14 protein-coding genes and 1 pseudogene are annotated in these 15,416 nt (G+C 61.9%); 2 read left to right on the top strand and 13 right to left on the bottom strand.

Features of this window, described 5'->3' with window-relative positions; all coding sequences use genetic code 11:
• Nucleotides 1–33 precede the first annotated feature (33 nt).
• The gene (locus ACODTB_RS13045) at nt 34–1,194 is read right to left on the bottom strand and encodes an acyl-CoA dehydrogenase family protein (RefSeq protein WP_301159119.1); all 1,161 of its coding nucleotides are present in this window, start codon (nt 1,192–1,194) and stop codon (nt 34–36) included.
• A 134-nt stretch (nt 1,195–1,328) separates the two neighbouring features.
• Between ACODTB_RS13045 and ACODTB_RS13050 the strand changes: the two genes are divergently transcribed.
• Complete coding sequence (locus ACODTB_RS13050) at nt 1,329–2,222, top strand: LysR family transcriptional regulator (protein WP_301159126.1); 894 nt, start codon at nt 1,329–1,331, stop codon at nt 2,220–2,222.
• Between the two features lie 17 nt (nt 2,223–2,239).
• Here the strand turns inward: ACODTB_RS13050 and ACODTB_RS13055 are convergent, their stop codons facing one another.
• The 7 genes from ACODTB_RS13055 to ACODTB_RS13085 form a co-directional block, all read right to left on the bottom strand.
• Nucleotides 2,240–3,130 (bottom strand): helix-turn-helix domain-containing protein, encoded by an 891-nt coding sequence (locus ACODTB_RS13055; protein WP_436180416.1) that lies wholly within the window; start codon nt 3,128–3,130, stop codon nt 2,240–2,242.
• Nucleotides 3,131–3,367: 237 nt separating this feature from the next.
• Nucleotides 3,368–4,267: a transporter gene (locus ACODTB_RS13060; protein WP_436180415.1), complete on the bottom strand. Its 900-nt coding sequence runs from the start codon at nt 4,265–4,267 to the stop codon at nt 3,368–3,370.
• 175 nt (nt 4,268–4,442) lie between these two features.
• Nucleotides 4,443–5,873 carry an NAD-dependent succinate-semialdehyde dehydrogenase gene (locus ACODTB_RS13065; RefSeq protein WP_488929385.1) on the bottom strand — a complete coding sequence of 477 codons (1,431 nt, stop codon included), beginning with the start codon at nt 5,871–5,873 and terminating at the stop codon, nt 4,443–4,445.
• A 22-nt stretch (nt 5,874–5,895) separates the two neighbouring features.
• Nucleotides 5,896–6,984, bottom strand: a complete 1,089-nt coding sequence (locus tag ACODTB_RS13070) for an alcohol dehydrogenase (protein ID WP_488929386.1) — start codon at nt 6,982–6,984, stop codon at nt 5,896–5,898.
• Between the two features lie 32 nt (nt 6,985–7,016).
• The gene (locus ACODTB_RS13075; RefSeq protein WP_488929387.1) at nt 7,017–7,769 is read right to left on the bottom strand and encodes a glucose 1-dehydrogenase; all 753 of its coding nucleotides are present in this window, start codon (nt 7,767–7,769) and stop codon (nt 7,017–7,019) included.
• A 33-nt stretch (nt 7,770–7,802) separates the two neighbouring features.
• Entirely contained in the window at nt 7,803–9,398 is a 1,596-nt protein-coding gene (locus ACODTB_RS13080; RefSeq protein ID WP_488929388.1) for a flavin-containing monooxygenase, read from the bottom strand.
• 120 nt (nt 9,399–9,518) lie between these two features.
• A complete protein-coding gene (locus tag ACODTB_RS13085; protein WP_488929389.1) occupies nt 9,519–10,421 on the bottom strand; it encodes an alpha/beta hydrolase in 903 nt (300 codons plus the stop codon).
• Nucleotides 10,422–10,545: 124 nt separating this feature from the next.
• On the opposite strand from ACODTB_RS13085, the pseudogene ACODTB_RS13090 reads away from it, so the two are divergent.
• Nucleotides 10,546–10,801, top strand: a pseudogene (locus tag ACODTB_RS13090) (IS3 family transposase); the annotation flags it as partial.
• Nucleotides 10,802–10,921: 120 nt separating this feature from the next.
• Here the strand turns inward: ACODTB_RS13090 and ACODTB_RS13095 are convergent.
• The 5 genes from ACODTB_RS13095 to parA form a co-directional block, all read right to left on the bottom strand.
• A complete protein-coding gene (locus tag ACODTB_RS13095) occupies nt 10,922–12,880 on the bottom strand; it encodes a relaxase/mobilization nuclease and DUF3363 domain-containing protein (RefSeq protein WP_086920786.1) in 1,959 nt (652 codons plus the stop codon).
• Nucleotides 12,881–13,151: 271 nt separating this feature from the next.
• Nucleotides 13,152–13,703 (bottom strand): S26 family signal peptidase, encoded by a 552-nt coding sequence (locus tag ACODTB_RS13100; protein ID WP_086920784.1) that lies wholly within the window; start codon nt 13,701–13,703, stop codon nt 13,152–13,154.
• A complete protein-coding gene (locus tag ACODTB_RS13105) occupies nt 13,700–14,281 on the bottom strand; it encodes a DUF2840 domain-containing protein (protein ID WP_238136742.1) in 582 nt (193 codons plus the stop codon). The genes ACODTB_RS13100 and ACODTB_RS13105 overlap by 4 nt, the downstream gene beginning before the upstream one ends.
• The gene (locus ACODTB_RS13110; protein WP_086920852.1) at nt 14,278–14,550 is read right to left on the bottom strand and encodes a chromosome partitioning protein ParB; all 273 of its coding nucleotides are present in this window, start codon (nt 14,548–14,550) and stop codon (nt 14,278–14,280) included. Before ACODTB_RS13110 ends, ACODTB_RS13105 begins: the two co-directional genes overlap by 4 nt.
• The gene (gene parA, locus ACODTB_RS13115) at nt 14,547–15,185 is read right to left on the bottom strand and encodes a ParA family partition ATPase (protein WP_086920783.1); all 639 of its coding nucleotides are present in this window, start codon (nt 15,183–15,185) and stop codon (nt 14,547–14,549) included. The genes ACODTB_RS13110 and parA overlap by 4 nt, the downstream gene beginning before the upstream one ends.
• Nucleotides 15,186–15,416 lie beyond the last annotated feature (231 nt).

A 15,416-nucleotide genomic window follows, 5' to 3' on the forward strand; every position in this document is an offset into this window, starting at 1 on the left:
AGGGTTGGGACGTGGATGATGGGTGGAGGCTGTTCAGTCTTGGCGCATGAGGTGTTTGCCGATGATCAGTTGCTGGATCTGCGTCGTGCCCTCGTACAGGCGCAACAGGCGCACATCGCGGTAAAAGCGCTCGACCTTGTATTCGTTGATGTAGCCCGCGCCACCATGAACCTGCACGCCGCGGTCCGCCACACGGCCGACCATCTCGGTCGTGAAAAGCTTGGTGCACGAGGCCTGCATGCTCACCTCGGGGTCGGTCACACCAAACGGCTTGGCGTCGTACCGCTGCGCCACGGCCTTCACCATGGACCACCCGGCCAGCAGCTCGGCCTGGCTATCGGCCAGCATGGCCTGCACCAGCTGAAAGTCTCCGATGCGTTGTCCAAACTGCTTGCGTTCCTGGGCATAGGCAATCGACTCTTGCAGGATGCGTTGCGCCATGCCGCAGGCCAGCGCGGAAACGTGGAGACGGCCGCGGTCCAGCACCTTCATGGCCGTCTTGAAACCTTTGCCCGGCACACCGCCAATGATGTTGGCCGCCGGCACACGCACGTTGTCCAGGTTCACGTCGCAGGTCTTGGTGCCGCGCTGACCCATCTTCTTGTCCGGCTTGCCCAGGGTGATGCCGGGCAAGTGCGAGGGAACAATGAAGGCCGAGATACCGCCCGCGCCAGGGCCGTCGGTGCGCGCCATCAGCGTGAAGGCGCCAGCACGTGGCGCGTTGGTGATGTAGCGTTTGCTGCCACTGAGCAGGTAGTCGTCACCGTCCCGGACGCCGCGGGTCTGCAGCGCCGCGGCATCCGACCCGGCGTTGGGCTCGGTGAGGGCAAAGGAGATGATCAGTTCGCCACTGGCGATGCGGGGCAGGTACTCAGCTTTCTGTTCGACGGTGCCGTCCATCAGGATGCCCTGGGACCCAATGCCGATGTTGGTGCCCACGACGGAACGGAAAGCTAGCGCGGTCTGCCCCAGCTCGTAAGCCACTTCGCATTCCTGTGCCATTGACAGGCCGATGCCGCCAAACTCCTCGGGAATCGACAGGCCAAACAGCCCCAGTTCCTTCATGTCATCGACGATGTCCGAGGGGACGTCGTCCAGTTCTTCCACGCTGTTTTCGGCGGGGACCAGACGCTCGCGGATGAAGCGTTGCACGCTGTCCTTGAGCAGAGAAAAGGTTTCTGAGTCGAGAGCCATGTCGTTCGAAGTTCCAGGGTTGTGCCCTTGAGACGGGGCTTTGTAGGGGTCAGGGGGATTGTGTGGTTCGCGGATTGGTTTGACAATCAGGCCAATCTTTAACACTCTGTCAAATCATGTTTGACAATCAATCCATGGACCTGACCGGACTGGTGCTGCTGGTGGACATCCTGGATGCCGGCAACCTGAGCAGTGCTGCGCGCAAACTGAAAGTCAGCCGCGCCAACGTCAGCTACCACCTGCAGCAGCTGGAGAAGTCGGTGGGCGTGCAACTGGTGCGCAGAACGACCCGGCGCATCGAACCCACCGAAATCGGCCAGACGCTCTACCGGCATGGCTGCGCCATCCGGGACGAACTCGCCGCAGCCAGGGAGGCCATCACCATGCTGGGGCGTGGTCTCCATGGGGCCGTCCGGGTCAGCGTGCCCACCGGCTTCGGGCAACTGGTCATGACCGACTGGCTGCTGGAGTTCAAGCGCCAGTATCCCGAGATCAGCCTGGAGCTGCTGTTTGAAAACCGTGTGGACGACTTGCTGCGCGACGAGGTGGACGTCGCCATCCGCGTCATGTCAGAGCCGCCGGAGGCCTTGGTGGCCCGAGAGCTGGCGCAGGTGCGCTACGTGGCCTGTGCTTCGACCGGGTTTGCCCGGACGACAGGTCTGCCTGAAGATCTGGAAGCCCTGCGGCGCCTGCCGCTCATCACATCGTCGGTGGTGGGGCGTGAACTGCGCCTGGCGGCCTACAGGGATGAAGTGCGCCAGGAGGTCACGCTGAACCCGACGCTGGCGTCCGAGAACTTTCAGTTCCTGCGCGAGGCGATTCTGTCGGGACTGGGTATCGGTCTGGTCCCCAGCTATGTCGTTCAGGAAGACGTGAGAACGGGACGCGTGGTCACCGCGCTGGATCCATGGCGCCTCAGTATTTTTGGCACCCGGCTATTCCTGTTGCGGATGCCGGGGCGGTATCAAACACTGGCGGTGCGCACCTTCATCGACTTCATCATCAACAAGGCTGCCCGCTGGTCGTGATGCTGGGCCCAAGCGCCTCAAGTGCTGGCGCAAGACCGCCTGAACTCGGCAGGGGTCACGTTGAGAACACGTCTAAAAACGCGGGTCATGTGGCTCTGATCTGAAAACCCGCAGTTGGCGGCCACCACCTTGAGCGGAACGTCCGGACGCGCCAGTTGTCGCTGGGCGTGCTTGACCCGTTGATCCAGTACATAGGCGTGTGGAGCACACTGAAACTCGGCTCGAAACTTACGCATGAAAGCGAAGACGCTCAACTGGGCCAGTCCTGCCAGATCCTGCAGTGAAATATTCTGATCAAGGTGTTCTTCTATGTACTGCACCACCAGCCGACACTGCGCCGGAGACAGTCGGCCATAAGAGCGGTATTCCCGAAAAACGACCTTGGCGTATTGGCGCAACATGTGAATGCACAGTTGAGCCTTCAAGGCGTCCACATAGAGTTGGCCGCCCAGCATGCCGCAGTTGAGTTCGTTCTCAAACAAGGTGATCAAGGCAGGCAAAACAGGATCTTCGGCCCGGATCATGTCCTGCATCTCCACATCCCTGATGTCTTTGTCGAAGACTTCGCCAGCGACACGCGCAACGGCGCTTTGGGAAAGGTATAGATGGGACACATCGATCGCCTTGTCCCATCGCCACCGAGACTGTTCTGCGCGGGTCAAGATGGAAACAACACCCGGCTCGACCCTTGCCGACTGCCAAGGACCACCGCTTCGTCGGCTCATTTCTGCCACACCACCCCGATAGACGACGATCATGAAATCGCGCATCGTGGGTATTTCGACATCGAGACTGTCGTAGCGATAGCCCTTCAGAACGGTTTCTTCCCACCCCAGAGGCGTGCTATCCAGAGTGAGTCGGCCGGGGATCCAACGCGGCACTTCGTCGGGCGTGATCAAGGCGTTCATGAAACAAGCTCCGAAAACTAACCAATCAATTTACAGCTTCCCAGCGATGGCGTTTATAGGGTTTGCCCAGACGGGTGCGTTCAGCGCCGAGCGATGCGTTGGCAGGGAAGAAACACGTACCTGCTGCTCGCGATGCGAGTAACGGGAAAGGTGCTTTGCCACGCATGCGCCAATGGTGTTCTGACAACCTTTGGCCATCGGTCCTACCGGACCGATGGCCAGTTGTCGGCCACCGAATCAGAATACCTTGAGCATCCTGACGTTCAGACGACTGGATTCCTTGAATCCGTTGTCGACCTTCAAATCGCGACCGACAGACACCAACACTTGTAGGGAGGGACTGACAAAAGTCGATGCTGTCAGGGCCATTTTCGTGGTGGCCATCTCGTTGTTCAAGGACACGCCGTTTACCGTCTGAACGCCGCCAAAGGTGTGTGACAGGCCCACTGCAAACAAGGTACCCGGGCTTTGATGCCAGTTCAGCGAACCCTGCAGTTGGTAGAGCGGTTTTTGTTGAAGCGTGTCCGCACCCGAGGCCCCAAAATCCTTGTTCTTCCCGAACAGGGTTGCGTCGATAGCCCCTTCTGCATCAATCTGCTTGCTCAGTTGATACGTACCACCGAACTGGAAAATAGCTTTCCATCGGTTCTCACCAATGTTGAGTGTCTGACCCTTGTCGTAATCACCGGTTGGCAGGACCAGGTAGGGAGCAAACGAGAAAGAGTTCCGCGACGCCGTGCCCGCCTTGGCAAACCAGATCGGGCTGGCCAAGATCAAGTCACCGGTACTCGACGCATTGCCAAGCCCTGCGACCACGCCACCTGTGCGCAAACGCGCCCAAGGCAGCAACACCTGAGGTGCAACGATCAGGCCCGAGACATCAACTGGACGAACATACCGAAGAATGGCCACGTCCGAGCCAAGTTTTGCGTTAGGGGTTTGTTGCCCGTTGGTGTAGAGAGCGTTCCTGTTGGCGTGCTGCGCGTAGAGAAGAAACAGGTTGGTGCCTGGTGGCGGGGCGGTCCAATCCCCTGGATCGGTGTCGATGGCATGGACCGAGCTCACCACGGATGCAGTAAGAACCATCGCAAACACAGAACGCAGCCCGGCCAAGCTGCGGAAGCACTGAATATTCATCTTGTCTCCTGGAAAATATTTTTGAATCACATACTCAAGGACACGTTGGACCAAGAGCGTTCGGCACAGTCATGGGCAAAAATATGAACTCATCGGGTGTCGATGTTTCTCCTTTTTCGTTCACGTACTCAACGAACCAAGCGGCTGGGTTCAGCAGCCGCGGTCATCGAGAACGTCAGTTGAGTTGGGATATGAATTTGGTGGTCAGGTAGCCATCGAACGTTTCGCTACCGCCTTCGCTGCCGTAGCCGCTCTCCTTGAGGCCCCCAAACGGTGTCTCGGCCAGCGCCAATCCGATGTGGTTGATCGACACCATGCCGGCCTCCAGCCCACGAGAGATGGCATGCGCGTTTTTGGCTGACCTTGTGAAGGCATAGGAAGCCAAGCCAAAGGGCAGTCGGTTGGCGCGCTGCAACGCATCCTCCAAGTTCCCGAAGCGCACAATTCCAGCCATCGGACCGAACGGCTCTTCATTCAAGAAGCGGGCGTCTTCAGGCAAGTCCGTGATGACGGTGGGCGCATAAAAATTTCCCTCGCCTGGCAATGCATGACCACCTGTCCGGATGTTGGCACCACGCTGACGCGCATCGTCAACAAATCTATCCATGGCTGCGATGCGGCGACGCTGGGCCAACGGCCCCATTCGGGTCCCGGCCTCAAGCCCGTCGCCCACCTTGATGGCCTGGGTCTTGGCAACGAATCGGTCCACAAAGTGGTCGTAGGCCCCTTCCTGCACAAAGAAGCGCGTTGGAGATACACAAACCTGACCGGCGTTCCGAAACTTGTAGCCCACCAGCTGGTCGACAGCAGTGTCGATATCTGCGTCATCGCACACGATGACCGGCGCGTGCCCACCCAGTTCCATCGTGCAGCGCTTCATCAGCGAGCCAGCCAAAGCGGCCAGTTGCTGACCAACAGGGGTAGAGCCCGTGAACGAAATCTTGCGCACGATGGGAGACCGGATCAAGTGATCCGAGATCATTCCCGAGTCACCCCAGACCACGTTCAGCACTCCGGGCGGCAAACCTGCATCGTGAAACAGATGGGCGATGGCCACCACAGCGCTCGGGGTGTCGCTGGAACCCTTGACGATCACCGAGCAGCCGGCGCCTATCGCTGCAGCCACCTTGCGGATGGCCTGGTTAAAGGGGAAGTTCCAGGGCGAAAATGCCACGCACACGCCAATCGGCTCGCGCAAGACCGTTTGCTGCACCTGGTTGGAACGTGCCGGAATGACCCGACCGTAGATGCGACGGCACTCTTCGGCATGCCAGTCGGCGTGTTCTGAGCAGACGGTCACCTCCCCCACCGCCTCGGCCAAAGGCTTGCCTTGATCCAGCGTGATATTTCGCCCGATCGTCTGGGCTCGCTCGCGGGCCAGTTCGCCCACCTTGCGCAATATCTGGCTGCGCAGCATGGGTGAACTGTTTCGCCAGGATTCAAACGCCCGCTGGGCACTCGACAAGGCGCGGTCCAGATCGGTTTTCGTCGCGTGAGGCAGTTTCCCGATCGGCAGGTTGGTGGCGGGGTTCAGCACATCCGTTTCGCGGCGACCTTCGCCTTGAACAAACTCGCCATCGATGTATTGGGTAATTTCTGGGTACATGGTTCAGGAGTCGTGGGTCGGGTCAGGGAACAAGGATCGTGCGGCCAACCACGCGGCCATGCAGAAGGTCTTCCATCGCTGCGTTGGCTTCACTCAGTGGCCGGCTCACAATGGGAATGGCGCGCACGTTTTTGCCCTTGAAGAGTTGGACCAACTCCTTCAACTCCGAGAGCGTGCCCACATAGCTGCCCTGCAAAGTCAGCGGGCGCATGGCAATCACAGGCAAAGACAGACTGATCTCACCGCCCATCAAGCCGCACATCACGATGTGCCCATCGCGTGCAGAAGCATTGATGGCCAAGGTGGCCGTCGACGCCGCCCCGACCAGATCCAATACCGACCGGGCACCGCCGCCGGTGGCTTTGACGATCTGCTTGACCGCATCTTCGGCCTTGCCATCGATGGCCATCAAGGCCCCGGCCGCCACTGCCGCCGCTCGTTTGACCGGATCGATATCGACCACGATGGCACCCTTGCCATCCAGTACCTTCAGGACTTCGAGTGCCATCAGCCCCAGCCCGCCCGCACCGATGATGACCACCGGGTCCTGCTGCAGGCGTTCACCCAGTTTCTTCAATGCGCTGTAGGTCGTCACGCCCGCACAGGCCAGAGGTGCTGCGCTGATCGGATCCAGCCCATTGAGATCCACCAGATAGCGCGGGTGTGGAACCAGCACGTATTCAGCGAAGCCCCCAGGGCGCACCACACCCAGCGACTGGGATTTCAAACACAGATGCTCTTCGCCCCGAAGGCAGGTGGGGCACTCGCCGCATCCGATCCATGGATGCACGAGCACTGTTGTACCCGTTGGCACAGGGCCCGCGTCGGGACCCGCTGACACCACCTCCCCACAAATTTCGTGACTCAGCGTGAGAGGGGGCTTGATGCCCCGATCCGCAAGCTGGAGTCGGCGGCCGCCCCCCAGGTCGTAGTAGCCCTCCCACAGGTGAAGATCGGTATGGCAAAGTCCGGCCGCCTTGACCCGCAGCAGAACTTCGGTCCCACGCGGTTGGGGATCGGGTCGTTCAAGCAGTTCAAGTGGCTGGCCGTGGTGAGTCACGCAATAGCAGCGCATCGGATGTTCCTGGTGATGGGTAAGACGCAGGGTCAATGCCTTCTTGAAGGCATTGACCCAAGCACGGATCAGTTGGCGGTGTAACCACCATCGACCACGAGTTCCGCGCCATGCACGAAGGACGATTCATCGGATGCAAGGAACAGAACCGCCTGCGACACTTCGATTGGCTGCGCTGGCCGCTTGAGCAACGTTGGCCCCAGCAGGAGCGGGCGCACGGCGGGATCATCCAGAAGTGCTTTTGTCATCTGCGTCTCGATGACGCCCGGATGGACCGAGTTCACACGGATGTTGAAGGGTGCGAGATCCACCGCGCAGGACTTGGTGAACAGGCGCACCGCTCCCTTCGATGCCTCATAGGCACTCGCGCCCGGGGCACCAACCAGTCCGTAAATGGACGAGACATTGACGATCGTTCCGCCACCCTGCTTCTGCATCACGGGGATGGCCGCACGGGTTCCGATGAAGACGCTGCGCACATTGACATCGAAGATGCGGTCCCATTCCTGGTTGCTCGTGTCCTGCACCGGCTTCAGAATCAGGATGCCGGCGTTGTTGACCAGCACATCCAGGCGCCCTGCGCGTTCGACGATCTGGTTGACCGCGGCGTTCCAGTCGGCTTCCTGGGTAACGTCCAGTTTCAGGAAGTCGGCCTTGCCACCGTTCTTGCGGATGCCGTCCACGGTGCTTTGCCCCTGCGTCTGGTTCACATCCGCAACGAACACCCAGGCGCCTTGCGATGCGAGCAGTTCGCTGTGCGACTGCCCCATGCCCATGGCGCCACCGGTCACGAGAATCACTTTGTCTTGTACGCGTTTCATGTTGTCTCTTTCGTTTGTTTGTGCCTACGGGAATTACTGGAACAGGAAGCCCTGATAGCCCTCGCTCTTGACAGTGGAGAGTTGTTGGCGGTAGGCGCCAAGACCGGCCATGTAGAAATAGACCGTGTTGCTCTTGCCTGGAATGTTGGCGCCGAAGATCCACGACTCGGCTTTTGGAAACAGGGTCATGCCGGCTATTTCCTGACAGGTCTTGGTCCAGCTGGCCTCGGCTGATTTGGTGGGTTCCACCGTGCTCATGTCCTTGGCATTGACCTCGCTGATCAGTTCACTGATCCACTCGACCTGGGTCTCAATCGACGGCGGCAGGTTGGTGAAGGGGCCGTTGGGTCCGAGCACCATGAACATGTTGGGGTAGTTCACATTCGTCATGCCCAGGTAGCTGGTCGGACCGGATTTCCAGTGGTCCTTGATGCTCAGTCCGTTGCGCCCGCGGATGTCGATCTTGGTGTAGTTGCCGTCCACCGCATCGAAACCCGTGGCGAAGATCAGCATGTCGAGTTCATGCTCCACACCATCCGCTGTGCGCACGCCTTTGGGGGTGATCTCGGCGATCGGGTTGGCCTTGACGTCGAGCAGTTTGACGTTCGGCCGGTTGTAGGTCGCGTAGTAGCCGCTGTCGCACAGCGGGCGCTTGGCGTACAGGTCCTGCGGCATCAGCTTGCGAGCAACTTCCGGATCCTTGACGATTTCGGCGATCTTGCTGCGGATGAAGTCCTGCGCCGCCAGGTTAGCCTGCTCGTCGGTGGCGATGTCGCAGAAGGTCTCGAACATGAAGCGAAAACCGCCACCGTTCTCCCAAGCCTTCTGGAACACGGCTTTGCGCTCCTCCTCGGACACGCTCATTGCAGAGACGGTGCTCTCTTTGAAGCCGAAAGCGACAACGGAACCCTTTACCTGTTCCCAGATTTCGTCGTAGTTCTTCTTCACATCCGCCACGTAGTCCGCCGTCACTGGGCCATTGCCGACCGGGACGCTGTATTGGGGTGAGCGTTGGAAGACAGTCAGGTGCTCGACCTTTGGCGCGATCGCGGTGATGACCTGGGTGCCGGTGGAGCCGGTACCGATCACGCCCACGCGCTTGCCTTCGAATTGAACGCCCTCGGGCCAGTTGCCGGTGTGGTACCACTCGCCCTGGAAGCTGTCCCGGCCTTTGATGTTGGGGATGTTGGTCGCCGACAGCAAACCGAGCGCCGTCACAATGAACTTGGCGGTGTAGGTTTCGCCCGTATCGGTGGTGACTTCCCAGGTCTTGGTGGACTCATTGAAGTGAGCAGCCGAAATGCCGGTGTTGAGCTGGATGTCGGGCCGAAGCTTGTAGCGATCCGCCACATGTTCCAGATAGGAAAGAATCTGTGGCTGGGTCAGATAGCGGGTGGTGATGTGCATCTCCTGCAGCAGCGCTTTGTCCCACGAGTAGCAGTACACAAAGCTCTCGGTGTCGGAGAGCGCACCCGGGTAGCGGTTCCAGTACCAGGTGCCGCCCACGCCGCCCGCCTTGTCAAAGACGCGGACCTTCAAGCCTTGTTCATCGCGCAGCTTCTTCAGCATGTACATGCCGCCGAAGCCCGCGCCAATGATGATTGCGTCGAAATGGGTTGTGTTTTTCATGACTTGTCTCTTTGATGGCGCCAAAGCTCCGCCCTGCGAGGGCACTTTGGCTCCCGTTGAATGAACTGAAAGAAAGGAGAACCTGAGCCGATACGGCTCAGGCAAGGAAATGAGCGAGCGTCAGCTGCCCTTGAACCACTTCGCGATGCGACGCAGTTCCTCATCCGCCTCCACGGCACGGCCGGCCAGGAAGGGGAAAACGTGCTGCATGCCGTCCACCACAGAGAGCGTCACCTGGACCCCTGCGTCCTTGGCGATGCTGGCCAGGCCGGTGGCGTTATCAAGCAGCGTCTCGTTGGAACCGGCGTTGACATACAGGCGCGGAAAGCCCTTGTAGTTCGCCTTGAGCGGATTGGCCAAAGGATCCGTTCGCGACCCCTGCTCGCCTAGGAACATGCCAGACATGGCCTCCAGAATGCCCTTTCCAACCAGGGCATCAGTGGCCGCATTGGTCTCCAGCGTCTTGCCCACATGCTCCATGTCCAGCCAGGGCGAAAACGCGATGACCGAACCCGGCAATGGCACACCGTCATCACGTAATTTCAGCACCGTCGCGATGGCCAGATTGCCGCCCGCGGAGTCACCACTGGTGGTGATGTCCTGCGCCTTGTACCCTCTCGAAAGCAGGTCCCGGTAGACAGCCGTTGCATCTTCGATTTGGGCGGGGAACGGATGCTCGGGAGCGCGACGGTAGTCGATGACCACAGCCGTGACGCCCAGGTGTTTGGCCAGATGCCCGGCGAGCTTGCGATGGCTGGCTGCCGATCCGACCGCGAAGCCCCCGCCATGGGTATAGAGAATCACTTTGGAAGTATCGGCGCCTACGGGCAGCGCCCAGATGGCCTCAATACCGGCCACCACCTCTGACTTGTAGGTGACCCCCTCGGGCTCCATGGTGGGCTGGTGCCACTCGTCAAACAGACTTCGCAGGTCGGCGATGGTCAGTGCAGGGTTGGCCACCATGCGCTCTGACCAGGACTGGTAGAGCTTGCGCAAGAAATCGGCCGGGGGTGAAATACTCATGATGTCTCCTTGTGGGCGGTTGGATGAAGCTCTTCCCATTTTCGAAACGTAGGTGCATGGCGTATTGAATGAATTGAATAAAGTTGTTGTCCAAAATTGCTATCGACCAGAGGAGCCCCAGGAGGCGTTTCCTGGTAACGGCAAACAGAAGGTCCAGGACGCCGAGATAGCGCGGCTGCGCAAGGAAGTGGCCAAGCTCAAGATGGAGCGCGACATCCTGAAAGAGCCGCGGCCTACTTCGCGAAGGAGTCGATGTGAAGTTCGGCTTCGTGGCGAAACACCGAGGGGCCTGGCCGGTCAATCTGATGTGCGAGGCGCTCGGTGTCTCGCGTGGCGGGTTCTACGCCTGGCTCACACGACCCAGGAGCCGGCGCAGCCTCGGTGAAGTTCCCCCGGGGAAACCGGACAGTTCTGAACTACAGGCTGACCGCTGGGGTTAACTGACCTGCTGTTGATGAATGCAACCGAGGAGATTTGACCGCGCATTGGCTGCAAGCAACCTATCCAATAGGCAACCCTATTTGTTTTCTGCTGTCCAACACCACGCATCCTCCACGCACAACGGCCGAAATGTTCTTTCCCACCCGCTGCTCAATGGTTGGGTTCCAGGGCACCAGGCTGAACCCTATGCCGTCATCCAGCATAGCGTAGCGCCCGCTGGCGAGCATGAAGCTGCGGCGATAGATGCCCACCACACGCTGACCGTCGGCAATTGGACGATATTCCAGGCTGGTTTCTGCTGTGACGTCCTGCGCAGTCCTTTTTAGCTCGCGTCCGCGCAGCGTCGCCAAAAGACTGCGAGCCAAAACCACATGCTGCCCGCGCCGCTCAGCCAGCCCCTGTTCGGCCAGAAAATCAACCCGTTGCTGCAGCGCGTCCTTGACCTCCCCGCCAAAGCCCACATCTCCCAGCCCCTTGCCACCGCTGATCAACTGCTGATCCAGCCAGGTCGCGCCGATCACGCGGGTCTGCCTTTCGATGGGCAGGTGTGCCTTCAGTTCCACAGCAACGCCACCGCCCAGGCGCTGGACATCGTATTGGCGGCCTTGTTCGGTCAGGTCGCTGGGTATGCGCCAAACGCCTTCGGCCTCGCGCTCCGCGATGCCGGCACGGCGCAGAGCTTCGAGCCGGCGCGCATGCGCGGCCACCACCTCGCGCGGGTCGCGATTGGGCGTGGCCTGACCTTGGGCGAGCGCCAGGTGATGATCGGTGCGATAGATGCCGTTCACCGACAGCGCGGCGATGTTCCGGTCAGCCGCGCGCACGTCGGGAGAACCTTTCACCTCCACCACGGCGCCTGTGGGGTATTGCTCCAGTTCCGACCGCGGTGGCAGAGCGACGTAGTGCGCCTTGCCGTCGGTCCCGTCGATGACCAGATAGCCCTTGTCGTGCAGCTCGTCTGCCAGCCCTTTAGCTACGACGCGGCCTACGATGGTGTGGCCATCCGCGCCAGACTGGAACACGGCCAACTCTCGCTGCTTGCCGCTCATGACGCGTTGCATCGTGCGGATGATGTCGCCGCGCTCGCCCATGGCTCGCAGAGTCGGTTCGGCATCGGCGTGGATGGCCCACGTGCCGAGCTGTTGCTCGGTCGCCAGGCCAAGGCGTTGCAAGCGCTGCAGACGACCGATCAGCATCTGCCGCTGGCGTTGCAGCCGGGGTGCGGCCAGCGCATCCGGCGGCACCAGACCGTCCTTGACCTCACGCTGCAAGGTGCGGTCCAACCCTGTCCACCGCTCCTGGTCGACTTCGCGCTGCATGGCGTGTTGGATCTCCAGCTCGGTGAGCGGCCCCAGCCATCCGGTTGCCAGTTCGGCGGCCCGGTGGCGCATTCCCACGGCGATGTAATCGCGGGAAATGATGAGGTCTTTGCCGGTGTCGTCCTTGCCGCGCAGGACGACGTGCGTGTGCGGGTTGTCGGTGTTCCAGTGATCCACCGCAACCCAGTCCAGCCGCGTGCCAAGGTCGGCCTCCATCCGCGCCATCAGGTGCCGGGTATAGGTGCGCAGGTCATCGAGCTGTTCGGCGTCTTCCGGTGAGACGATGAAGCGGAATTGGTGGCGATCTTCGCGTCCGCGCTCCTCGAAAGCGGCGGTGTCCGCCACGCCAGTGGTCGGACCATAGGCGTGGCCCGGCCCGCCTTGGCGATCGACCCCTTCGCGTTCGATGTAGCGCAGGTGCGTAGCGGCTGAGCGCGGCCCGGCCTTGGCCATATGGACCAGGCGCGCCTTGATCGTCACGCGGCGGGCGTTGGGCGTGAGCGAGGCTCCGGCGAAACGGGCCGCGACGTGGCCGCGCCCCAGCCGGGAGCCGGGTCGCAGTCCGACTTTGTCGACCGTCTTGCCGAGCTTGGCACCCGCCTTGTTGGTCTGGCGCAGCACCTTGTTGATGAAAGCGTCGCCACGCTGTTTCGGCGTGCCGGGACGGATCCGAAAGTGGTCTTCATTGCTGCGGCTCATCGGGCGATTCCATCCAAGACCGGCGCAGCCAAGCGAGCGAAGCACGCACCTTCGCCAATGCCGATGCAGCGTTGCGCACTCTCGCAGCACGCCGCTGCCCCTTGGCGCGTGCCGCGCCACCCCCACGTGCAGACAGGGTTTTCAAGCGGCTGAGTGCCGCGACCTTTTATCTTGCCCTGCATCTTTCCCCGTGTGCCTGCGCCGTCCACAGGGCCGACGGGCACGGTGAGGCGATGCATCGGCGGCGACGGCGACTGTCGTCTTGCGGCCGTCATGGCTGCTCCAGCAGCCACAGCGGCTGCGCAATGCCGATCACATCGACGGCGCGCACCGGCCCGAAGTAGCGGCTGTCGAACGACGCCGGATTTGTCACGCTGAGCAGGAAGACCTCGCCAGCCTGCAGGCGGCGGCATAGCGGCCAGCCTTGCAGCGGGCGGCCCATGCGGTCAACGCTCAATGCGGTGGCCGCGGTGTGCCCGTCAATGCGCACAACCTGGCCGGTGATGCACGCGCGTTGTGGCGCCACGGCGCCCACGCGCTTGAGCAACGGCACGCGCGGCGGCAAGTATCCGCGCTGCGCAGCCAGTGCTGCGGCTTCGGCAGGCAAGTGGACGAGCACGATGCTTCCGACTTGCAGCTCAGTTGGTTGCTGAGTGGGGTCCTGCTCCAGCGGCTTGATGCTGTACCAGCCAACCGGCACGCTGTCTGACGGGTTGTAGACCAAGCGTGGCGAAGGCTTGGCGAACGAAGCACAGGCAAGTGCTGCCAATGCGATGGCCGCCGCGCTGCCGAGCGCAAGGATGGAAGCACGAGAGCTGCTCATTGCAAGTCCCCCGTGGTCAATGCTGCAGCGTGACGTTCGGCGCTGTATGCAGGCAGTTGCAGCGGAGCGACTGACGGCCCAGTAGTCCAGGCCGCAAGGCGGTTTCCCAGCGTGCCCCAGTACGCGGCGGTGACGGTGGAGGCGTCGATGTCTTGAGCCTCGATGGCATCGATCTGCTGAAGCACGGCGCGCACCTTCAGTTCGCCTTCTACGTGCAGCAACACGCGTGCTCCCGGTCGCACGCCGGGCAAGCGCTGTAAGGCGTCCAGCGGGGTGCCGGCCTGCAGCACCATCAACTGCCACAGCGTCGTGCCGTGGTCGTTCGCCTGCCAGCGCACGCGGCAGAAGATAGCAGACGGATTGAAGATCGCGCAGCGACGCCAGTGGTCAAGTTGCAAGGTGCGCTCGGGCTGCCCAAAGCGCAGGTAGAGGTTGAACCGCTGGTGGACGTAGGCCAGCGAGACGCGGGTCGGTGGTGGGGTATCGGCTGGTTTGTGCTGCAGCGCAAGGGGCTGCGGCAGCGACGAACGTGCTGCGCCGTGCGCAGCCGTGCCATCGGGCGTGATGTGCATGTTCATGGGGATGTCTCCGAACGGGATTGCGGGAATTCGCGATCCAGCAAGGCGCGCAGCAACTCGGCCACGGTGGTGCCCTGGGTGAACGCCGAGACCTTGATGCGTGCGCGCATGGCGGGCGTCACATCCAGCGTCAGGCGGGCGGTGAACAGATCGCCTTTCTGCAGCGCCTCGCCATCACCCTGGCGCACCCAGGCATCGGCCTGCGGGTTGGCGGGTGGGCGTGCGCCGATGGCGATGCGTTTGCCACGCGACGGGTGTTCTGCCGTCATGACGGCCACCGCAGCAGTTCATCGACCAGGGCGGTCACCTCGCGTGCGGCCGCGCTGTCGGGTGCAGTTTCGCAGGCCAGCCGGCCGGCGGCCACGCTGTCGGCGAACACGATGCGCTGGTGCACCTCCGAGCGCAGCGCGGGCAGCGGCTGCTCGGCCAGCGCCTGGCGGGCTTCGCGGCCGATGACGGTGGTGCTGACGCGTCGGTTGATGACAAAGGCTGCACGCAGCGCCGGGCGGAAGACTTGGGCTTCGCGGATCAGCGCCACCATCTCGGCGCTGGCCCACAGGTCGTAGGGGCTGGGCTGCACCGGGATGACCACACGGTCGGAAGCCAGCAGCGCGGAGCGCGCCAGCGCCGCAATGCGTGGCGGGCCGTCGATGACGACGTGATCGACCCGCCGGGCGAGTTCAGGCGCTTCCTGGTGCAGGGTTTCGCGGGCCAGGCCGACGGCGCTGAAAAGCCGGGGCAGGCCCTGCTGGCTGCGGCGCTGGGTCCAGTCCAGTGCCGAGCCCTGCGGGTCGGCATCAAGCAGAACCACCTGCTGGCCCCGCAGCGCGAGCTCGCCCGCGATGTGGGTGGCCAGCGTGGTCTTGCCCACGCCGCCTTTCTGGTTGAGCAGGGCCAGGATCATCGCGTCGCCCCGTCTGCTCGTAGCGTGGTGGCAGCGGCGTGCCGGTCGTCACTTGTCCACTGAAACGGCGCGCTCCCACCACCAGTTAGATGAATCTGGTTAGGGCAGTTACGGCCGGTGCAAAGCCGCGCCGCCGTTGGGCTGACGGCCGATCGGCACGCCTGATGGCACGATGGACACACGCCTGATGGCACGACGCTTGGCACGCCCGATGGCACGAGCCCGTCCACA

Source organism: Hydrogenophaga sp. FG152, assembly GCF_057809615.1.